This window comes from Modestobacter italicus, assembly GCF_000306785.1.
GTDB lineage: Bacteria > Actinomycetota > Actinomycetes > Mycobacteriales > Geodermatophilaceae > Modestobacter > Modestobacter italicus.
This window is the reverse complement of record NC_017955.1, coordinates 1310100-1330986: the sequence shown is the minus strand read 5'-3', so window position 1 is coordinate 1330986 and position 20887 is coordinate 1310100. Positions and strand designations below refer to the sequence as shown.

Annotated in this window: 17 protein-coding genes; 15 read left to right on the top strand and 2 right to left on the bottom strand. The window is 75.1% G+C overall.

The window, feature by feature from the left end; translation table 11 throughout:
- The first annotated feature begins 137 nt into the window (after nucleotides 1–137).
- From MODMU_RS06445 to MODMU_RS06380, 14 genes are all read left to right on the top strand, one after another.
- On the top strand, nucleotides 138–1382 hold the full coding sequence (locus MODMU_RS06445) for an NADH:flavin oxidoreductase/NADH oxidase (RefSeq protein WP_014739392.1): 1245 nt from the start codon (nucleotides 138–140) through the stop codon (nucleotides 1380–1382).
- Nucleotides 1383–1572: 190 nt separating this feature from the next.
- Nucleotides 1573–3669 carry a SpoIIE family protein phosphatase gene (locus tag MODMU_RS06440; RefSeq protein WP_014739391.1) on the top strand — a complete coding sequence of 699 codons (2097 nt, stop codon included), beginning with the start codon at nucleotides 1573–1575 and terminating at the stop codon, nucleotides 3667–3669.
- A 112-nt stretch (nucleotides 3670–3781) separates the two neighbouring features.
- Nucleotides 3782–4753, top strand: a complete 972-nt coding sequence (locus tag MODMU_RS06435) for a sensor histidine kinase (RefSeq protein ID WP_051143936.1) — start codon at nucleotides 3782–3784, stop codon at nucleotides 4751–4753.
- A 107-nt stretch (nucleotides 4754–4860) separates the two neighbouring features.
- The gene (locus MODMU_RS06430) at nucleotides 4861–5256 is read left to right on the top strand and encodes a PPOX class F420-dependent oxidoreductase (RefSeq protein WP_014739389.1); all 396 of its coding nucleotides are present in this window, start codon (nucleotides 4861–4863) and stop codon (nucleotides 5254–5256) included.
- A gap of 199 nt (nucleotides 5257–5455) precedes the next feature.
- The gene (locus MODMU_RS06425; protein WP_014739388.1) at nucleotides 5456–5683 is read left to right on the top strand and encodes a Flp family type IVb pilin; all 228 of its coding nucleotides are present in this window, start codon (nucleotides 5456–5458) and stop codon (nucleotides 5681–5683) included.
- A 344-nt stretch (nucleotides 5684–6027) separates the two neighbouring features.
- Nucleotides 6028–6741, top strand: coding sequence for a prepilin peptidase (locus MODMU_RS06420; RefSeq protein ID WP_014739387.1), 714 nt, complete (start codon nucleotides 6028–6030; stop codon nucleotides 6739–6741).
- A 179-nt stretch (nucleotides 6742–6920) separates the two neighbouring features.
- Entirely contained in the window at nucleotides 6921–7163 is a 243-nt protein-coding gene (locus MODMU_RS06415) for a Flp family type IVb pilin (RefSeq protein WP_014739386.1), read from the top strand.
- Between the two features lie 107 nt (nucleotides 7164–7270).
- Entirely contained in the window at nucleotides 7271–7702 is a 432-nt protein-coding gene (locus MODMU_RS06410; RefSeq protein WP_014739385.1) for a TadE/TadG family type IV pilus assembly protein, read from the top strand.
- Nucleotides 7690–8673, top strand: a complete 984-nt coding sequence (locus MODMU_RS28375) for a pilus assembly protein TadG-related protein (protein ID WP_041795008.1) — start codon at nucleotides 7690–7692, stop codon at nucleotides 8671–8673. The genes MODMU_RS06410 and MODMU_RS28375 overlap by 13 nt, the downstream gene beginning before the upstream one ends.
- Nucleotides 8674–8731: 58 nt before the next feature.
- A complete protein-coding gene (gene cpaB, locus MODMU_RS06400) occupies nucleotides 8732–9436 on the top strand; it encodes a Flp pilus assembly protein CpaB (protein WP_051143935.1) in 705 nt (234 codons plus the stop codon).
- On the top strand, nucleotides 9433–10611 hold the full coding sequence (locus tag MODMU_RS06395) for a CpaE/TadZ family protein (protein WP_014739382.1): 1179 nt from the start codon (nucleotides 9433–9435) through the stop codon (nucleotides 10609–10611). The genes cpaB and MODMU_RS06395 overlap by 4 nt, the downstream gene beginning before the upstream one ends.
- The gene (locus tag MODMU_RS06390; protein ID WP_014739381.1) at nucleotides 10608–12077 is read left to right on the top strand and encodes a TadA family conjugal transfer-associated ATPase; all 1470 of its coding nucleotides are present in this window, start codon (nucleotides 10608–10610) and stop codon (nucleotides 12075–12077) included. Before MODMU_RS06395 ends, MODMU_RS06390 begins: the two co-directional genes overlap by 4 nt.
- Nucleotides 12077–13018, top strand: a complete 942-nt coding sequence (locus tag MODMU_RS06385; protein ID WP_014739380.1) for a type II secretion system F family protein — start codon at nucleotides 12077–12079, stop codon at nucleotides 13016–13018. The genes MODMU_RS06390 and MODMU_RS06385 overlap by 1 nt, the downstream gene beginning before the upstream one ends.
- Complete coding sequence (locus MODMU_RS06380; RefSeq protein ID WP_014739379.1) at nucleotides 13018–13908, top strand: type II secretion system F family protein; 891 nt, start codon at nucleotides 13018–13020, stop codon at nucleotides 13906–13908. Before MODMU_RS06385 ends, MODMU_RS06380 begins: the two co-directional genes overlap by 1 nt.
- A gap of 581 nt (nucleotides 13909–14489) precedes the next feature.
- On the opposite strand, the gene MODMU_RS26790 is transcribed toward MODMU_RS06380, so the two are convergent.
- Nucleotides 14490–17291 (bottom strand): DUF11 domain-containing protein, encoded by a 2802-nt coding sequence (locus MODMU_RS26790; RefSeq protein WP_014739378.1) that lies wholly within the window; start codon nucleotides 17289–17291, stop codon nucleotides 14490–14492.
- Between the two features lie 269 nt (nucleotides 17292–17560).
- Here MODMU_RS26790 and MODMU_RS06370 point away from each other — a divergent pair, with 269 nt between their 5' ends.
- The gene (locus tag MODMU_RS06370) at nucleotides 17561–19051 is read left to right on the top strand and encodes a hypothetical protein (RefSeq protein ID WP_014739377.1); all 1491 of its coding nucleotides are present in this window, start codon (nucleotides 17561–17563) and stop codon (nucleotides 19049–19051) included.
- Here the strand turns inward: MODMU_RS06370 and MODMU_RS29975 are convergent.
- Entirely contained in the window at nucleotides 19048–20595 is a 1548-nt protein-coding gene (locus tag MODMU_RS29975) for a lytic murein transglycosylase (RefSeq protein ID WP_014739376.1), read from the bottom strand. The two genes, MODMU_RS06370 and MODMU_RS29975, sit on opposite strands and share 4 nt — an antisense overlap.
- Between the last annotated feature and the right edge of the window lie 292 nt (nucleotides 20596–20887).

Sequence of the window (20887 nt, the reverse complement as noted above, 5' to 3'; positions counted from 1 at the left end):
ACGGCGCCGTCGTGCTTCCGCACACCCCCGGGGAGCCGGTGTGCGGGAAACGGAACGCAGAAACAGCCTGGCCGTCACCGGGCGTCCTCACCCGGGTCGTGGACTGCGGGGACGCACCCACCGCCACGGAGGACCCCATGCCGGACCTGTTCAGCCCCTTCACCCTCAAGGGCGTCACCCTCCGCAACCGCATCGGCATGAGCCCGATGACGATGTACCGCTCCCGCGACGGGCAACTCGACGACTTCCACCTCATGTACCTGGGCGCCCGCGCCGCCGGCGGGTTCGGCCTGGTGTTCCCCGAGCAGGTGGCGATCGCGCCCGAGGGGCGCACCGGCGTGCACTGCGCCGGCATCTGGGACGACGACCAGGTCGAGGGCCACGCCCGGGTCACCTCGATGATCAAGCAGATGGGCGGCGTCGCCGGCATCCAGCTCGGCCACACCGGCCGCAACGGCAGCGAGCTGAGGCCCTGGGAGGGCGGCACCCAGCTCCCGCCGGACCACCCCGACGGCTGGCAGGTCGTCGGCCCCTCGCCGATCCCCTACGGCGCGCCGAAGCGCCCCCACCCGGTGCACGCGCTGACCGTCGAGGAGATCCGGCAGGTGCACCGGCAGTACGCCGACGCCGCCCGCCGCGCGGCCGACGCCGGGTACGAGTGGCTGGAGATGCACTTCGCGCACGGCTACCTGGGCGCCAGCTTCTTCTCGCCGCTGGCCAACCAGCGCGACGACGAGTACGGCGGCAGCCTGGAGAACCGGGCCCGCTTCCACCTGGAGGCGCTGGACGCCGTCCGCGCGGTGTGGCCGGAGCACCTGCCGCTGACCATGCGGCTGGGCTCGGACGACTTCCACCCGCTGGGGACCCAGTTCGAGGACTCGGTCGTCGCGATCGGCTGGATGGCCGAGCACGGGCTGGACCTCGCCGACGTCAGCTTCGGCGGGAACACCGACGACATGGTCGACCCGTTCTGGAACGACGCCAGCGCCTGGGTCGCCAAGGCCGGCCGGGTCAAGCGCGACATCGGCATCCCGGTGGCCACCAGCTGGAACCTGGGCGTGCCGCAGAACGCCGACGCCGCCGTGCGCAGCGGGGACGTCGACGTCGTCCTCCTCGGTCGCCCGGCGCTGGCCAACCCGCACTGGCCGGTCTGGGCGGCCCGGGAGCTCGGTCAGGAGAGCCCGTTCGACCTGGTGCCCGAGGACTGGGGCTGGTGGCTGAAGAACTTCCGCGGTCACGCGCCGAGCATCGGCTGGCCCGAGGTCGCCGGCAGCGGGTCCGACGACGTGGCCGACGACGTGGCCGCCTTCGAGGCCGACCTGGCCGCGGACACCCCCGTCGGCGACGACGTCCCGGTGCCGGCCGGCGCCCTGCGTCGCTAGGTCCGCTGCGCCGGGTCGCCGGGGTGCGGCGGCCCGGCGCACCACCGGCACCACGGGACACAGCTCGACGTGATCTGCGTCGTGGCGCTTGCCCCGGACCCGTCGTCCGTGACACAACAGACGTCGGGGTTCAGCACCGAGCCCGGTGAGCCCCGGACCGCCGGGGCAGCGACGTGGGGTGGGTGGACGCGTGGAGCCGACGTCTGTCGGCGACGTGCCGGAGGCGGACCAGCAGACGACCCAGCTGCGGGCGCAGCTGGCGATCGACGCGGCCGGGATCGGGACCTTCGACTGGGACCTCACCACCGGCCGGCTGAGCTGGGACGCCCGGCTGGTCGAGATGTTCGGCTACGACGCGGCGACGTTCGAGCAGACCATCGAGGCGTTCAACACCCGGCTGCACCCCGACGACCTGCCCCGGGTGACCGAGGCGCTCAAGCACGTGATCGCCACCCGGGGCGAGCTGGAGACCGACTACCGGATCCTGCTGCCCGACGGGGACACCCGGTGGGTCAGCGCCCGGGGCAGGGGCCTCGGCACCGCCCCCGGGCCGGCGACGCGGGTGATCGGCGTGGCCTACGACGTCACCGCCGAGGTGGCGAGCGAGGCCCGGGTCAGCCGCGTGCTGGAGGCGATGCCGGCCGGCTTCTACTCCCTGGACGCCGGGTGGCGCTTCGCCCACGTCAACGCCCAGGCCGAGAAGCTGCTCGGGCGCACCCGCGACGAGCTGCTCGGCCAGGTCATCTGGGACGCCTTCCCCGCGACGGTCAACGGCGTGTTCGAGGAGAGCTACCGCCAGGCCGTGGCGACCGGGCAGCCGGTCGCCTTCGACGCGCACTACCCCGAGCCGCTCAACGGCTGGTACGAGCTGCGCGCCTGGCCCACCCCCGACGGGCTGTCGGTCTACTTCCTCGAGGTCACCGAGCGCCGGCACGCCGAGGCGCAGGCCGAGCGGGCCACCCGCCGGCTCACCCTGCTCGCCCAGGTCAGCGCCGAGCTGGCCGGCACCCTGGACGTCGAGGCCGCCGCCGCCCGGCTGCCCCGGATCGTCGTCCCGGCCCTCGCCGACTACTGCGTGCTCACCGTCATCGACGACGACGGGCACCCGCGCGACGTGGGCACCTGGCACGTCGACCCGGCGCAGCGCTCGGTGCTGGACCGCTACGCCGAGGTGCGGCTGGACGCCATGCCGCTGACCTCACCGGTGGGCATGGCGCTGCACTCGAACGAGGCGGTGACCTTCGCCGGGGACGACGTGCTGGAGCTGCTGCCGCCGGGGCGGGCGCGCGACCTGCTGACCCTGCTCGCCCCCCGGACCGAGGTCGCCCTGCCGCTGCGGGCCCGCGGGCGCACCCTCGGGCTGCTCACCCTGTTCTACGCCGACGGGCACCAGCCCACCGACGCCGACGTGACCGTCGCCCAGGACGTCGCCGACCGGGCCGGGCTCGCGCTGGACAACGCCCGGCTGTTCGGCCAGCAGCAGCAGATGGCCGAGGCGCTGCAGCGCAGCCTGCTCACCGAGCCCCCGGAGCCCGACCACGCCGAGATCGTCGTCCGGTACCTGCCCGCCGCCGAGGCGGCCCGGGTCGGCGGCGACTGGTACGACGCGTTCCTGCAGCCCAACGGGGCCACGACGCTGGTCATCGGCGACGTCGTCGGGCACGACACCGCCGCCGCCGCCGCGATGGGGCAGGTCCGCAGCCTGCTGCGCGGCATCGCCGCCTACAGCGACGCCGGCCCGGCCGAGGTGCTCCGCGGGCTGGACTCGGCAATGGCCGTGCTGCAGATCGACACGCTGGCCACCGCGGCGGTGGCCCGGCTGGAGCAGGACGACGACGAGCGGCGGCGCGGGGTCACCCGGATGGTGTGGGCCAACGCCGGGCACCTGCCGCCGCTGGCGCTGCACCCCGACGGCAGCGTCGTCGTGCTGGCCGACTGGAAGGCCGACCTGCTGCTCGGCGTCGACTCGACCGTCCACCGGACGGAGTCGGTGGTGACGCTGGACCGCGGCTCCACGGTGCTGCTCTACACCGACGGGCTGATCGAGCGCCGGGACGCCGACCTCGACACCGGCCTGCACCGGCTGCGCACGCACCTGGCGGCGCTGGCCGACCTGCCGCTGCAGCAGCTGTGCGACGAGCTCATCGCCCGGCTCGTCGACGGCAAGCCCGAGGACGACGTGGCCCTGGTCGCCGTCCGGCTGCACCCCCAGGACCGGCCGCGGCCGGCCGAGGCCGGACCGAACCGGGTGCCCGACGTCGTCCCGGAGGACCCGACCCTTGGCTGAGGTGACGACGACGAGGGTCCCCGCTCCCCTCGCGACTCCCGCCGACGGGATGCAGGTGGCCTACCGTGGGAGGACGGCGGACGCTCCCAGCGACGACCGAGAGGAGGGCCTGATGCCCCCCGCCCGCCCCCGGGTACCGTCCGGGCCCCCGCACGTCTACCAGCACGACCTGGCCCTCTACGAGTCGCCGGAGCAGCTGGTCGCGGTCGCGGCCCCCTTCCTGCGGGCCGGGCTGGCAGCCGGCGAGGCCGCGGTCATCGCGATCGAGGACTCCTGCGCCCGGTCGCTGCTCGACGCCATCGGTGGCGAGGACGGCGTGGTCGTCGTGGAGCGCAACGGCGTGTACGGCACCCGCACCCCCGCGGCGATCACCGCCTTCCGCAAGCTGGCGCAGGAGCGCGTCCAGGCCGGGCACCCGCGGGTCCGGGTGGTCGGGGACACCGACTTCGGCCCGACCGCCCGGGAGTGGCTGGAGTGGCAGCGCTACGAGGCGGTGATCAACCGGGCCCTGCACCCCCAGCCGCTGTGGGGGCTGTGCGTCTACGACGTCCGCCGGCTGCCCGACCAGGTGGTCGAGGCAGGGCTGCACACCCACCCGCACCTGGTCGGCGAGCAGGGCCGCCGGCCCAACCCCGACTACGTCGAACCCGCCGACTACCTGCGTTCGCTCCCGGTGCCGGTCGAGCCGCTGGAGGCGACCGAGCCGCTGCTGCAGGTGGACGACGTCTCGGACTTCATCGGGCTGCGGCACGCGGTCGGTGAGCGGCTGACCGGCCTGGGCGGGGACCCCGACCGGGTCGAGGACCTGCACCTGGCGATCGACGAGATGAGCTCCAACGCGGTGCGGCACGGTGGCCCGCCGGTGCAGCTGCGGCTGTGGGCGTCCGCCGACCGGGTCGTCTGCCGGATCAGCGACCGCGGCCCCGGCATGGACGACCCGTTCGCCGGTTACGGCCCGGCCCACGGCACCGACCTCTCCCGCGGCGGCATGGGGCTGTGGCTGGCCCGGCAGCTGTGCGACAACGTCGACGTCATCGACGCAGGCGAGGGCCTCACCGTCCGCCTGTCGACCGCCCTGCACTGACCCCACCACCAGGAGCGCGCCTGTGGCGCTGTGGGCGGGCGCTCCGGCGGGGGTCGGTGGCGCGTGACAGGGTCCGGTGGCACCTGACTCCCCCGAGAGGAACACCCGTGGCCCTGCCCGCCGGACTGCTCGACCTGCTGCGCCAGCCCAGCCCCTGCTTCGTGGCCACCGTGATGCCCGACGGCTCCCCGCAGATGACCCAGACCTGGGTCGACACCGACGGCACGCACATCCTGGTCAACACCGTCGCCGGGTTCCAGAAGGTGCGGAACATGGAGCGCGATGCCCGGGTGGCGCTCAACGTGGCCGACCCGACCGACGTGTCGCGCTACTTCGCGGTGCGCGGGCGGGTCGTCGGCATCACCACCGAGGGCGCCGCCGAGCACATCGACCAGCTGGCCCACAAGTACCTGGGCGGGCCCTACCCCTGGTTCGGTGGCCGCGACCAGCAGCGGCTGCTGGTGACCATCGAGGCGGAGAAGGTCAGCTCTCCGCAGGGCTGAGGCGGTGGGTGGCGCGCGCTCCCGTCACGCGCTGTCACAGCCGCCTTCACCCCGTCCCCCACCCCGGTTCACCCCTCCGGGTGAGTTCCGGGCCCGGCGCTCAGCTCCGCCCGATCGGTTGCCGACAACTCTTCTGAAGCCGCGACACCGGGTCACCAGGACCCGGACAGCCGACGGCCTGTCCTCCAGGAGAAGCACCGTGGTCACCCTGTTCCAGTCGCTCTACACGCTGTCCCTCGTCGCCGGCGAGCGCGTCTCCGGACGCGTGACCTCCCTCAAGGAGGAGCGCGGCGCCAGCGCCGTCGAGTACGCCCTGCTCGTCGGCCTGATCGCCGCCGCCGTCGTCGCCGCCGTGGCGCTGTTCGGCCCGAAGCTCAACACCCTGTTCGACAGCGTCAACGTCAACGGCACCAAGACCACCCCCTGACGTGACCGCAGCGCCTGCGTGAGGCGCACCTGCGAGGCCGCGGCCGGCTCCCCTCCGGGGGGCCGGCCGCTGCGCTGTCCCGAGCGGCCGACGCCCCCGGGACCGCCTGCCGTCGGGGTCGGGACGACGGGAGCCGCCCGTGACACCCGTGACCTCCGGGACGCCCGGGGCAGGTGGGACAGCTGCCCTGCGTCCCGACCCGATGACCGGCCCCTGACCTGCGGTCCAGCTCAAGAAGTCGCCGCCGACGCCGAGGATCCCTCCGAGCGTCGGGAGGAGGACGAGATGTCGGTGACGACCTGCGAGCCGCGGCGTACCCGCTGCGCCCGTCCGGCGATCCTCCCGTGACCGTGCTCCTCTGCGTCGCCGTCGCGCTGCTCGGTGCGGTGGCCGGCCGCGCCGCCCACCAGCTGGCCGGGAGCGCCCTCACCCGACCGCCGGGACCTGCACCCGTCGACGGCGACGGCGGAGCTGCCGCCGTCACCACCTCGCCCCGGACGGCCGTCGGTGCCGGCGCAGTGCTCGCCGCAGCCGTGGGTGCCGTGGCGGCGACCGCCGTCGTGCTGCGCTTCGGTGCGTCGGCCGACCTGCCGGCCTGGCTGTGGTTCGTGGCCGTCGGTCTCCTGCTGGGCGTGGTGGACCTCCGGGAGCACCGGCTGCCCAACCGCGTCCTGCTGCCCGGCACCGCGGTGGCCGTCGTGCTGCTGACCGGCGCCGCGCTCGCCACCGACCGGTGGGACGACCTGGGCCGGGGGCTGCTCGCCGGCCTGGCCTCCTTCGGCCTGCTGCTGGTGATGGCGCTGATCAGCCCGTCCGGCCTCGGCATGGGCGACGTCAAGCTGGTCGCGCTCACCGGGCTGTACCTGGGCTGGCTCGGGTGGCCCGTCGTCCTCGTCGGGGTGTTCCTCGGCTTCCTCGCCCAGGGGCTCCTCGGTCTCGGCCTGCTCGCCGCCCGCCGGGCCGGCCTGCGGACCGACCTGCCCTTCGGTCCGGCCCTGCTCGCCGGGGCCCTGGCGGCGGCGCTGCTCACCGGACCGTGGGCGGTGTCGACGTGGTGAGCACCGGGGTCCTGTCACGCGCTGTCACACCCGTCCCCCACCCCGGTTCACCCCTCGGGGTGAACCCCGGCGCCCATCGCTCAGCCCTCCTGGACCCGGTGCCGACCACCTTCGTGAAGCCGCGACCCCGGGTCACCACGACACGGTCGGCCGACGGCCCGTCCCCCAGGAGAAGCACCGTGGTCACCCTGTTCCAGTCGCTCTACACGCTGTCCCTCGTCGCCGGCGAGCGCGTCTCCGGACGCGTGACCTCCCTCAAGGAGGAGCGCGGCGCCAGCGCCGTCGAGTACGCCCTGCTCGTCGGCCTGATCGCGGCCGCCGTCGTCGCCGCCGTGGCGCTGTTCGGCCCGAAGCTCAACACCCTGTTCGACAGCGTCAACGTCAACGGCACCAAGCCCGCCACCACCCCGGCCGCCGGCTGATCACGGCGCACCCGCGCCCGGCACACCCGGCGCGGTGGCCGGCTCCTCCGGGAGCCGGCCGCCGCGCCCGCCCCACTCCCGCTCCCTGCCACCCGAGAGGAACCGACGTGCGCGCCACCTCTGCTGCTCGCCCCGCCGGCCGGAGCCGCTTCGGTGCCCGGCTGCTCGGCGAGCGCGGTGCCGCAGCGGTCGAGTTCGCCCTGGTCGTGCCGCTGCTCGTCCTGCTGTTCCTCGGCATCGTCGAGTTCAGCCAGGCGCTGCAGGTGCACGCCCGGCTGAGCGCCGCTGCCCGCGAGGGCGCCCGGGTCATGGCGCTCACCAGCGACCCCGCGCAGGCGCGGACCGCCGTGCACGCGGCCGTGGACACCCTCGACTTCCCCGACTCGCAGATCTCCATCAGCCCGAGCGCCTGCCCGTCGACCGACCCCACGGCCACCGTCACCGTAACGGTCACCTACACCCAGCCCTTCGCCGCCGGCCTGGTCGGCAAGAACGGCGTGGAGCTCACCGGCAAGGCGGTCATGCGATGCGGCGGCTGACCGGCGCGCTCGCCGGCCGGCTGCGCCGGGACCGCGGCGCCGTCGCCGTCTTCGTCGCCCTGGGCATGACCGTGCTGCTGGGCTTCGCGGCCGTCGCCATCGACACCTCCGCCTCCCGCCGGGACCAGCAGGTGCTGCGCAACGCCGCCGACGCCGCGGCCCTGGCCGTCGCCCTGGACTGCGCCCGCGCGGTGCCCGTCAACCCTGATGCCGTTCCCGCCAAGGTCTGCCCGGCCACCGCCGCGACCGCGTCGTCGGCCACCGCCACCCAGATGGTGAGCGACAACGCCGGCACCGGCACCGGCACCAGCGTGACCACCACCCTGTCCGGCCGGAAGGTCTCCGTCACCGTCAGCGCCGAGGCCTCGCGCCCCATCCCGATCGGGCCGGGCACCGTCTCGGTCACCTCGACGGCCGAGTGGACGCCGGCGACGGTCGGGTACGCGGCGAGCTACCCGCTCGCCATCTCCTACTGCCGCTACCTCCAGCTCCCCGCCGCGGCGCCGGCCCACCTCGCGGCCGAGCCGAACGGGCTGTGGTTGCTGCCGGCCCGCCAGGAGATCACCCCGACGGCCTGGAGCGCGAACGACAGCTGCAACGGTCCGAACGGGAGCGGCTCCCTGGTGCTGCCGAGCAGCGCGATGACCCCCACGGACGCCGGTGCCCAGTGCGGCAGCAGCTCCGCCCAGGACAGGAACGTGACCGGCCAGAGCTTCCAGCCGGTCGCGTTCACCGCCCGCACCTGCGTCGCCAGCAGCCAGTACGGCGACGTGACCAGCTGGCCCTGGGGCGGCTACCAGATCGTCGTCCCGGTGTACGACCGCGTCGCCGGCGACCAGTACCACGTCTGGGACTACCTCGGCTTCCGCGTCATGGGCACGACCGCCGACGGCGGGCTCTGGGGCTTCTCCACCGGCAAGGCCCGCACCCAGGCCACCGCCGTCCCCTCCTCCGTGCGGCTGACGACCTGACCGTGGACCTCTTCCCGCCCGTGCTCCGCTCCCCCTCCCCGCACCCCCAAGGATGATCATGATGCAGCGCCGCCTCCTCGCCGCCGTCGCGGCGTTCCTCGTCGCCGTCGTCGGCGCCGTGGTCCTGGTGACCTACGCGCAGTCCGCCGACGCGCGGGCCCAGGCCGGCGAACGGCTGGTCCCGGTCCTGGTGGTCGGCAGCACCGTGCCGGCCGGCACCGACGCCTCCGCCGTCGCCGGCTCGGTCAGCACGCAGGAGGTGCCGGCCCGGCTGGCCGCACCGGGCAGCCTGTCCGACCTGAACTCCGTCGCCGGCTTCGTCACCACCGCGGACCTGCTGCCCGGTGAGCAGCTGCTCGCCGACCGGTTCGCCGACCCCGACTCGCTGCTGGCGGCCGGCACGGTCGCCGCGCCCGCCGGGACGCAGGAGGTCAGCCTGACCCTGCAGCCGCAGCAGGCGGTCGACGGTGCGCTGAAGGCCGGCGACCGGGTCGGCGTCCTGGTGCTCGGCAAGGACGCCGCGGGCAACGCCGCGTCGCAGAGCATCGACGGCGTGCTGGTCACCCGCTCGTCCGGCTCGGCCGGGTCCGCCGACCCGAGCGCGCAGGTCACCGTCACCCTCGCCCTCGACGGCCCGCAGAGCGCCGCCGTCATCGCCGGGATGCAGCAGGGCACCATCTGGCTCTCCCTGCAGGAGATGGCCCGCCCCGGAACGACCTCCTCCTCCACCGCCGCCACCCCGTCCGCAGGAGCCCAGTCATGAGCAACGTCCTGACCATCGGCCTCGGTGCCGAGCTCGCCCAGCTGTTCGCCGCTGCCAGCACGACCGCCGCCCACCTCGGTGTCGAGGCCCTCGACGCCGAGGGGGGCCTGGCCGCCCGCCTCGCAGAGGCCGGGCACCCGCAGGTGCTCGTGCTCGGCGCCGACGTCCCGGTGCAGCGCGCGCTGCACCTGGCCACCCAGCTCGACGTCTCCGGCTACGGCACCAGCGTCGTCGTCGTCGCCCCGTCCGACCCCGACCTGTGGGTCGCGGCCATGCGGTCCGGGGTCCGCGACGTGCTCGGCCCCGACGCCGGCCCGGACGACGTGGCGGCCGTGCTGCGCCGCTGCGAGGACCTGGCCCGCGCCCGGGCGCAGGCCACCGCGGCCGAGGTGAGCTCCGACCACCGCGTCATCGTGGTGGCCTCGGCCAAGGGCGGGGTCGGCAAGACCACCGTCTCCACCAACCTGGCGGTCGGGCTGGCCCGGTCCGGCACCGGGTCGACGGTCATCGTCGACCTGGACCTGCAGTTCGGCGACGTGGCGAGCGCGCTGGCCCTGGTGCCGGAGTACACGCTGCCCGACACCGTGCACGGCGCGGCCAGCAACGACCCGCTGGTGCTCAAGACCTTCCTGACCCGGCACCCGAGCGGCCTGTACGTCGTGGCCGGCAGCGACTCCCCCGCCGCCGGCGACGCGGTGACCTCCGAGCAGGTCGCCCAGCTGGTGCAGACCCTCAGCCAGGAGTTCCAGTACGTCGTGCTGGACACCGCGCCGGGCCTGTCCGACCACACGCTGACCGTGCTGGAGAAGGCCACCGACCTGGTCCTGCTCAGCGGCGCCGACGTGCCGGGGGTGCGCGGGCTGCGCAAGGAGATCGACGTGCTCACCGAGCTCGACCTCCTGCCGGCCCGACGGCACCTGCTGCTCAACATGTGGGAGACCGACGCCGCGCTGTCGATGAAGGACATCGAGACCACCATCGGCTCCCCGCTGGACATCGTGCTGCCGCGCAGCTCCGCGGTGCCGATGTCGACGAACACCGGCGTCCCGCTGCTGCAGGCCGGTGGCCGCGACCCGGTGGCCAAGGGCCTGCAGACGCTGCTGGGCCGCTTCCTGCCCCAGGCCGCGCCGGCGCGCACCGGCCTGTTCGGCCGGCTCAAGGCCGGTGCCCGGTGACCCTGACCGACCGCATCGCGACCGCGCGGGGGGAGAACCTGCTCGGCCCCGAGCCGGTGCACGTGGCCCGCACGGCCGCCGCGGCGGCGTCCCCGGCCAAGAGCCTCGCCGACCGGGTCGCCACCACCGTCGAGCCCGGGCACGAGGCCCCCGCGGCGGGTGGGCAGGGCGACGCCCTGGCCCGGCTGAAGAACCGCGCCAGCCGGGCGCTGTTCGACCGGCTCGGGAACAAGCTCAACGACCCCGACCTGCCCGAGGAGCACCTGCACTCGCTGGTGCGCACCGAGCTGCAGCGGGTGCTGGCCAACGAGCAGACCGCCCTGTCGGGCGAGGACCGCCGACGGCTGATGAGCGAGATCACCGACGAGGTGCTCGGCTACGGACCGCTCCAGCCGCTGCTGGAGGACACCGAGGTCACCGAGATCATGGTCAACGGCCCGGACCGGGTCTACGTCGAGCGGCGCGGCCGGATCACCCTGACCGCGACCACGTTCGCCGACGAGGCGCACCTGCGCCGGGTCATCGAGCGGATCGTCTCGCGGGTGGGCCGGCGCATCGACGAGTCCTCGCCGCTGGTCGACGCGCGGCTCGCCGACGGCTCCCGCGTCAACGCCATCATCCCGCCGCTGGCCTTCAGCGGCTCCTCGCTGACCATCCGCAAGTTCTCCCGCACCCCGCTGCAGGTCGCCGACCTGATCTCCTTCGGCACGCTCAGCCCGGAGATGGCCGAGCTGCTGCGGGCCTGCGTCGAGGCGCGGCTGAACATCATCGTCGCCGGCGGCACCGGCACCGGGAAGACCACGCTGCTCAACGTGCTGAGCTCGTTCATCCCGGAGACCGAGCGGATCATCACCATCGAGGACGCCGTCGAGCTGCAGCTGCAGCAGGAGCACGTCGTCCGGCTGGAGTCCCGCCCGGCCAACATCGAGGGCAAGGGCGCGATCGGCATCCGCGAGCTGGTGCGCAACTCGCTGCGGATGCGACCCGACCGCATCGTGGTCGGTGAGGTCCGCGGCGGCGAGAGCCTGGACATGCTGCAGGCGATGAACACCGGCCACGACGGCTCGCTGTCCACCGTGCACGCCAACACCCCGCGCGACGCGATCGCGCGGCTGGAGACGCTGGTGCTCATGGCCGGCATGGACCTGCCGCTGCGCGCGGTGCGCGAGCAGGTCACCTCGGCCGTCGACGTGATCGTGCAGATCTCCCGGCTGCGGGACGGCACCCGCCGGATCACCCACGTGACCGAGGTGCAGGGCATGGAGGGCGACACCGTCACGCTGCAGGACGCCTTCCTCTTCGACTACACCGGCGGGACCGACCTCAACGGCCGGATCATCGGCAAGGCCGTGCCCACCGGCGTGCGGCCGCGCTTCACCCAGCGCTTCGAGGAGCTGGGCATCGCCGTGTCGCCGCGGGTCTTCGGCGCCCCCGTCCACCGCACCACCTCGCCGGGGCGGATCTGATGCCCGGCGTCGTGGGCGCCGGCGGGGCGCTCGTCGTGCTGGCGCTGGCCGTCGCCGTCTTCCTGCTGGCCGGGCCGCGGCGCGCCACCGTGCCGCTGTCCCGGCTGGCCCCCGGGCAGCAGGCCGTGTCCACCAGCGGGTTGTCCTCGGCGGCCGTGGGGACCACCGCGCAGGTCGACCGGCTGCTGCGGCACACCGGGCGCACCGAGCGCTTCGAGGTCGTGCTCGAGCGCGCCGGCATCCGCAGCCGGCCGTCGGAGATCGTCGTCATCACCGGCGGCGCGGCGCTGGGTCTCGCGGCGCTGGGCCTGCTGGCCGGTGGCCCGCTGCTCGCCCTCCTCGGTGCGGCGCTCGCCCCGGTCGGTGCCCGGCTGATGATCAGCCGGGCCACCCGGCGCCGCCAGGCGGCGTTCCTCGAGCAGCTGGACGACGCCCTGCAGCTCATGGCGGGCAGCCTGCGGGCCGGGCACAGCGTGCTGCGGGCCCTGGACACCGTCAGCCACGACACCGTGGCCCCGATCTCGGAGGAGTTCTCCCGCGCGGTCAACGAGACGCGCGTCGGGCGTGACCTCGGCGCCGCCCTGGAGGAGATCGTCGACCGCACCCAGAGCGACGACTTCGCCTGGGTCGTGCAGGCCATCGCCATCCACCGCGAGGTGGGCGGCAACCTCGCCGAGGTCCTCGACCGGGTCAGCAGCACGATCCGGGAGCGCGGCCAGCTGCGCCGGCAGGCCCGGGCGCTGTCCGCGGAGGGCCGCATCTCCGGCATCGTGCTGCTGGCGCTGCCCTTCGTCATCTCCGGCGTGCTGCTGCTCGTCTCGCCGCAGTACGTCGGCCGGCTCTTCAGCTCCTCCGGCGGCATCACCGCCGTCGTCATCGCCGGCGTCCTGATGGTCGTCGGCGCCGTCTGGATCCGGCAGACCGTGAAGGTGGAGTTCTGATGAGCCCGCTCCTCGTACCGGCCGTGCTGGCGGTCGTGCTGCCGCTCGGCTGGGCCCTGTGGGGCGTGCTGGGCCGGTCGAACCGCTCGCTCGCGATCGCGCGGCGCAACCTCACCCGGGGCCTCGCGACCACCGCGCTGCCCGAGGTCGGGTCGCTCGAGTCGCGCGGCACCGGCTCCGGGGCGCTGCTGCGCACACTGACGCCCGAGACGGCGGCCCGCCGGATGCGCCGGCTGCTGGACGTCGCCGGCTGGCCCCCCGGCTGGACGATGATGCGCCTGCTGTGGAGCAAGATCGCCCTCGGTCTGGGTGTCCTCCTCGTCGCCGGCCTGTGGTTCTCCGCCTCCCCCGGCCCGGTCCGGGCGCTGCTCCTGGTCGCCCTCCCGATCGGCGCCTACCACCTGCCCGAGCTCGTGCTGTCCAGGATGGGCAAGGACCGGCAGGAGCAGATCGCCCGGCAGCTGCCCGACGTCCTGGACCAGATGGTCATCTGCGTGGCCGCCGGGCTGGGCTTCGAGGCCGCGCTGTCCCGGGCCGCGGCGAACGGCAAGGGCGCGCTGGCCGCCGAGCTGACCCGCACCGTGCAGGACATCGCCGTCGGCCGGCCCCGGCGTGAGGCCTACGAGGCCCTCGTCCGGCGGGCGCACGTGCCCGACGTCCAGCGCTTCGTCGGTGCGGTCAACCAGGCCGACGCCTACGGGGTCTCGATCTCCGACGTGCTGAAGGTCCAGGCCGAGGAGATGCGCGTCAAGCGCCGCCAGCGGGCGGAGGAGGCGGCGATGAAGGTGCCGGTCAAGGTCACCTTCCCGCTGATGGTCTGCATCCTGCCGGCCCTGCTGATCATCGTCGTCGGCCCGGCCGTCATGGGCCTGTCGGCGTCCCTGGGCTGAGCCCCCGCGCCTGACGCTCGACACGAGGCCCCGTCCACCCGCCCGGGTGGACGGGGCCTCGTGCGTCGCGCCGCCGCCGAGCCGGTCACCCCACCTCCCCGGCCCCGGCGCCCAGACCTGTTGCCGGTTTCGGCGCCGAACCCTGGTGCGGTTTCGGCGCCGAACCCTGGACCGTTCGATGCGGTGTGCCGCGGCCGGGTCGGAGCCGGTGGGTCGGGCGTCACCGGTCCCCGGCTGCAGCCGGTGGTGGGCACAGCCGCACGCGCCGGCACCCTTCCCGTGGCCGGAGCTGCGACGTCGGCCGGATGAGCAGCGCCGGCACCCGCGGGCACCGGCGGCTCACCGTGGTGAGCCGCTCCGACGGGCTGGGCGACCAGGGCGGTCGGGGCCGGTGCAGCGCGCACGTGCCGACCGCCCTGCGGCGCAGGACAGGCGGTCTCCCCCACCCGGTCGTCACTGCGCAGGTCGAGGCGAACGGGCCGCAGGTGCAGCGCTCCCGGCGGTGGCGGTCGACGCACACGCGAACGCCCCGTCCGGAGCGGTGGCTCCGGACGGGGCGTTCGGGAGGTGACGCCGGTCGATCAGTCCCGGCGGTGCCGCGGCCGGAGGGCCAGCGCGGTCCCGGCCACGGCGGCGATGAGGACGGCGATGGCCACCGCCGACTGGGCGGGGCTCCCCGGTGCTGCGTCGGTGAGGGTGGCCGCCTCCTGCAGGGCGACGCCCGTGGTGGCCGACAGGTAGGCGCCCTGCAGGGCGGCCGACGGCCCGCCGAACGCCGGGAGCACCGTGGCCAGCGACCCGGTGGCCGACGGCGAGCGCACCTCGGTGCCGCCGACCCAGCCGGCGGTCACCTGCACCGTGGTGGTCACGGCCAGGGCGCTCACGTCGGCGGCCGTCACCGTCTGCGGCACGACGACGCGGCAGGCCGCCGTCCGCCCCTTCGGCAGGGTGCCCGGCGAGCAGGTCGTCCCGACCGCCGTGGTGGTGCCCGGCAGCACCACGGTCGGGTTGGTGACGTCGACGTCGCCGGCGTTGGCGATCACGTAGGTCCAGACGACCTTGTCGCCCACGTCGACGCCGCGGGTGCGGCGGGTGTCGGTCATCGCCCCAAGCACCGTCACCTGGAGCGCCGGTGCGCCCACGATGAGCACCGCTCTGCCGGTGTTGTTGGTGTAGTCAGGGTCCTGGGTGTCGGCGGTGGCCGTCACAGTCACGTTCTTCCGGCCGGGTTCGGTGGTCTTGGCCACCGCAGCCGTGCCCTTCAGGTCCACGTAACCGCCGGGCGCCAGCGAGGCGATCGTGCACCCCGACAGGGTGCAGCCGGCGGGCAGGCTCGTCGGCGCGACGCCGTTCGGGAGGCCGTCCCTGAGCGAGAGCTGGATGTTGACCGCCGTGGACGGGCCCCCGTTGCTGATCCGCACCGTGAACGGGAACGAGCTGCCGAGCGGGATGTTGCCGGTCGGGAGGCTGAGCACCGTCCGGACGTCGGCCAGGCTCGTGACGGGGGTCGTCAGGCTGGCGGTGTTGTTCGAGCGGTCCGGGTCCGGGGTCGTCGCGCTCACGGTCAGCTTGTTGACCAGGGCCTCGGTACGGCTGGGGTCGGACCGGAACACGAGGGTCACGGGCGTGCTGGCCCCCGCCGCGAGGGTGGGGAGGGAGCACCGCACGGACCCGGTGCTGCCGGTGGGGACCGAGCACGTACCACCGGGCACCGACGCACGGGGGGCGGAGGTGCCGGCCGGCATCGGGTCGTTCAGCTCGAGGTCACGGGCCATCGAGGGCCCGCGGTTGGTCAGCACGGCCGTGTAGGTGGTGTCCGTCCCGGCCACCGCGGGCGACGGGGCGGCGGTGAGCGACACCACGACGTCGGCCGAGGCCGTCACGTTCGAGGTGACCGACGCCGTGTTGTTGCCCTGGTCCAGGTCACGGCTCCCGGTGCTGCCCGTCACGGTCAGGACCAGCGCTCCCGCGCCCGGCGGGGTGTCCGACGCGACGGTCGCGGTCAGCGTCACCGTGCGCGAGGCGTTCCTGGCCAACGTGCCGACGGCGCAGGTCAGCACGCCCGCCGTCACGGTGCACGCGGTGCCGTCGGACGTCGTCCCGGACACGTTGGTCAGGGCAGCCGGCAGCTGGCTGGTCAGCTTGGTCCCGTAGGCGTAGTCCTCGCCGGCGACGGTGCTCGGGCCGCCCTTGTTCGTCAGCGTGGCCGTGTACGTCACCGTCAACCCGGCGACGACCGCGTCACCGCCGGTCCGCGCGAGGGTCACGGCCAGGTCGGCGATCGGGCTCAGGACGATGTTCGCCGTGTTGGTGGTCGACGTCTTGACCGTGTTCGTCAGCGGGTCGGTGAACCGGACGGTGGACTCTGAGGTCGACGTGCGGGGAGCGGACAAGGAGTCGACCCGCACCTGGTAGGTCACGGTGCCCACCTCCTCGTTGGCCAGGTTCCCGCCGGCGGTGGACGTCGCGCCGTTGCCGGCCCGGACGACGACCTGGCGCGTCGACGGGTCGTACTCGCCGACGTCGTCCCCGCTGCCGTCGGTGGGGGCGGTGGTGCCCACGCCGTTGTTCAGCCGGATCGAGCCCGGCACGAACGAGGTGCCGGGCGGGATGGAGCTGGTGACCGTCGTCCCCATGGCCGGGCTGCCGCCGCCGCTGTTGGCCTTGACGGTGACGGTGATCAGGTCGCCGACCTGGGCGTACGGCTCACCGGTCGGTGAGGTGAGGGTCTGGTTGCCGACCACGCAGGCATTGGTCCCGAAGGAGATGTCGTCGAGGAAGTTGCCGATGCTGAGGTTGTTTCCCTGGGTGCTGATCGCCCCGAAGGAAAAGCGGGTCGAGGTCTGGCCGTCCGGGACGGTGTAGAAGCCGGAGTACCGGCCCCAGGCGCTGGTGCCGTCGCTCATCCGCGCCTGCTCCACGAGCGCGCCACCCGCCGGGCCGATGCTGACGGCCATCGTGTCCGTGCCGATGCGGCCGCGGTGCGCCAGGCTCCAGCGCATCACCGTGCCGGGGATGGTGGGCAGGTCCTGGTACAGCGCGGACGGCAGGTTCGCGTTCAGCTCGGCGAACTGCGCACCCACCGCCGCGCTCACGCCGGAGAAGTTGTTGTGCCAGATCTCGATGACGCCGTCCGATGCCGTCGTGCTCCAGCCGGGCACCGCGGACTGCGCCAGGAACCGGAAGTCGTTGACCGGGACCGTCGGCTCCTCGAAGCCGCCGTTGACCAGGCCGATGGAGTTGGCGCACGACGCCGGGGTCTGCGCGGCGCCGGCGGAGGGAGCGTCGGCGACCACGACCCCGCCGGCCAGGGCGACCAGGGCGGCGACCAGCAGGGCCGGCCACCACGTCCGGGCCGGACGGCGCAGCGCGATCGTGACCACCAGGGAACTCCTCCTCGGGACCCGCCGGCACCTCGCAGGCGGTCGGGCGCGGGGACAGGCCGGTAGGCAGGACGCCGCCCGGTGTCGCTGACCCCGCGTCTGGGTGATCGGCCGGACGCACCGGTCAGTTGAGCCGGGTCCGAAGCCGGAGCGACCTGCACCTGCTCGATCTCACCCGCCGGGGTGAGGGCCGGATCGCCGTCCCGGCTCAACTCCGGCTCGGCCGGGCCGAACTGGGGGACGACACCCGTCCACCGCAGCGAGGTCCCGTGAGCACGAACCTGCTCGTCCCCGACGCCCGCGGCCCGGCCCGGCCGGGCGCTCTCCCCCGTCGCTCCGGCCGGCTCCGGGTCGGCGCCGCCGTGCTGCCGTTCCTCCTCGTCGGGCTGGTGCGCAGCGGGCTCTTCCGGGAGGGGGACACGTTCTGGGCCGTGCCCACGGGCGCGCAGGTGGTCGCCGCCCGGTCCGTCTCGCTGCCGGACGCCTTCTCCTGGACCATCCCCGGGCAGCTGTGGCACCCGAACTCGTGGCTCTACGACGTGCTGCTGCACCTGGCCGACGCGTCTGCGGGCCGGGCCGGGCTGGCCGTCGCCGCGTTCCTCGGGGTGCTCGTCACCGGCTGGGGCGTGGCCGTCGCCGGGAGCACCCTGCGCGCCGGCGCGGGCGCGACGCTGGTGGTCGGCCTGCTCGGCTCGCTCGTGCTCGCGCCGTGGCTGAGCGCCCGACCGCAGGTGGTGAGCTACGGCCTGCTGCTGGTCACGCTGACGCTGACCGTGCGGCTGGTGGACCGGCGTGGCCGTCGGCTCGTCGTCGGCGCCCTCGGCCTGTTCGGCCTCTCCGCCCTCTGGGTCAACCTGCACCTCGCCGCGCTGAGCGGGGTGATTGCGGCGACGGCCGGTCTCGTCGTCCTCCTCGTCGTCCGCCGGCAGGAGTGGCGCCGGCTGCTGCCGCCGTCGGTCCTCGCCGTGGGCGCCACGGCGCTCGGCTGCGCCTGCTCCCCGCTCGGCGGGTCGGTGCTCACCTCGGCGCTGGCCACCCGTGACGCCTCGACCGAGTTCGTCGCCGAGTGGGCACCGCTGTGGCGCGCCACCGCGCTCTGCCAGCTGACCTGGGGGGTCGCCGCGCTGGGTCTGGCGCTGACGCTGCTGGCCTGGCGGCGCGCGCCGCAGAGCACGGCCCTGGCGGTGTGGTCCGGCGGCGTGGCCGTGCTCCTGGTCCTCGGCGTGGGCGCTGCCCGCTTCTCGGCCATGGCCCTCGTGCTCGCCCTGCCCGCCGCCGCCGTGTGGGCCGCCGGCACCGACTGGTCCGCGCACCCCCGGCTCGGCACGGTGCGGTTCCTCGCCCGCGGGGTCGCCGCGGCGCTGGCTGCGATCTACCTGGCGCTGGCGGTCGTCCACCTGCCCGACGCGGGTGAGCCCTCCGGTGCCATCGCCTCACGCGCCACCGTCGAGGCCGTCCCCGCCGGCTGCCGGGTGCTCAACGAGTACGACGACGGGGGCTGGATCACCTACCTCCGCGGCGACGACGGGGTGCTGGTGGCCCAGGACGGCCGCAACGACGCCTACGGGGCGGACGTCCTCGTCCGGGTGCAGGGGCTCATCGACGGCGCCCCCGGCACCTTCACCTACCTGGCGCAGCACGACGTCGGGTGCCTGCTGCTCGCGCCGGACCGCCCGGTCGTCGCGCAGGCCCGCGCCGCGGGCTGGACCCAGCTGGCCGCCGACCACGACCGGGTCCTGCTGGTCGCGCCGGGCAGCTAGCCGCAGGCCGGCAGCGACTCGACCGCGGCCACGATCGTGGCCGCGTCGGCCGCCGCCAGGACGACGGTGACGTGCGCGACGTCGCCCTGCCGGAACAGCGGTGCTGCACCGAGCCACTCCGCGGGCACCGCCCAGCCCGCCGGGTGCTCGACGCCCGAGGCCGCCGGGTCACCCGCGGTGACGGTGCCCACCGTGAGCCCGGCCGCGGTCAGGTGCGCCGCGACCTGGTTGGCGACGGCCGGGTCACCCGTGCCGTTGACGACGTCCACGACGTCCGGAGAGCCGACGGCCGGGCACGCCTCGGGCGTGGCCGTCGGGGTCGGAGCCGGCTCGGCGCTTGGTGTGGGAGCCGGCTCCGGGGCCGGTGTCGGCGTCGCTGCTGGGGGCTCCTCCGCGCTGGACGTCGGCGGAGTACCCGGCTCCGTGCTCGGCGCCGCCGACGTCGGGGCGGCGGACGGCGTCGGCTCGGCCGAGGACGTCGGCTCGGCGGACGCCGTCGGCTCGGTCGAGGACGTCGGCTCGGCGGACGCCGTCGGCTCGGCGGACGCCGTCGGAGACGTCGCGTCGGCGGACGGCGCAGGTTCGGTCGAGGAGGTCGGCTCGGTCGTCGGCGTCGGCTCCGTCGTCGGCTCCGTCGTCGGCTCCGCGCTCGGCTCCGTGCTGGGTGCCGGCTCGGTCGTCGGCGTCGGCTCCGTCGTCGGCTCCGTCGTCGGCTCCGCGCTCGGCTCGGTGCCGGGTGCCGCCTCGGACGTCGGGGTCGCGGCGACCTCAGGGCCGGGCGTCGGCTCGCTGCTCGGCACGGCTCCGGCGGCAGGGTCCGGTGCCGCAGCGGGCTCGGGCGACGGCGCGACCGGCGCCTCCGCCATCACGACCACCGGCGGGGCGGGCGGCACCTCGACCGGCACCGGCGCCGGCTCCAGCGCCGGGGGCACGGCCGGGTCCACCGGCGGGACGGTCGGCGGGCCCGTGGGCTCCGGCGTCGGGACCCGCGGCGGCGGCGTCCCGGCGTAGGTCGCGGCGAGCCGGAGCACCGAGGCGACGTACTCGCCGGAGTGGTTGTAGGCGAACACCGCGCGGGCCTGGCCGGCGACGCCGGACAGGTCACCGCCGGCGGCGCAGAGGTACCGCGCCGCCGCGGCCGCGGCGTCGTGCAGGTCGAACGGGTCCTTGCGGCCGTCGCCGTCGCCGTCGCTGCCGTAGCGCGCCCAGGTCCCCGGGATGAACTGCATCGGGCCGACGGCGCGGTCGTGCACCGCGTCGCGGTCGAACCGGCCGTCGTCGGTGTCCAGGACCAGCGCCGTCCCCGCGCCGGTGAGCGCGATGCCCACCACCGGCGGGGTCGAGAGCCCGTCGGTGTGCAGGACGGCGCCGGCGAACCGGCCGTGGTTGGACTCGACCCGGCCGATCGCGGCCAGCAACGTCCAGTCCAGCCCGCAGGCGACGCCGTCGGCGGCGCGCGTGTAGGCCTCCAGCGCGGTGGTCGGGATGCTTCTGGCCGCCAGGGCCGACGCCGCCGCCGTCGACCGGGGCAGGTCGGGCAGCACCGCGGGGGCAGCCGCCAGCGAGGGAGCCGGGGCAGACAGGCGCCGGTGCGGTCCCCGGCGGCGGCGGGACGGCGGCCTCCTTGCGCGCCGCAGGAGGGGGCGTCCGGGGTGGGGGCGGGACCTCCGGCCAGGCGACCTCGACCAGCGGCCCCGGCGGCGGGGAGGCGGGGGCCCCAGCGTTCGCCGGGCCGGCGGCCGCGGTCGGCAGGAGCGCCAGCAGCGCGGCGACCGGACCCGCGGTCAGTCCGGCGACCAGTGCGCGTCGGCGGCGACGCCCGGGGCCCACGCTCAT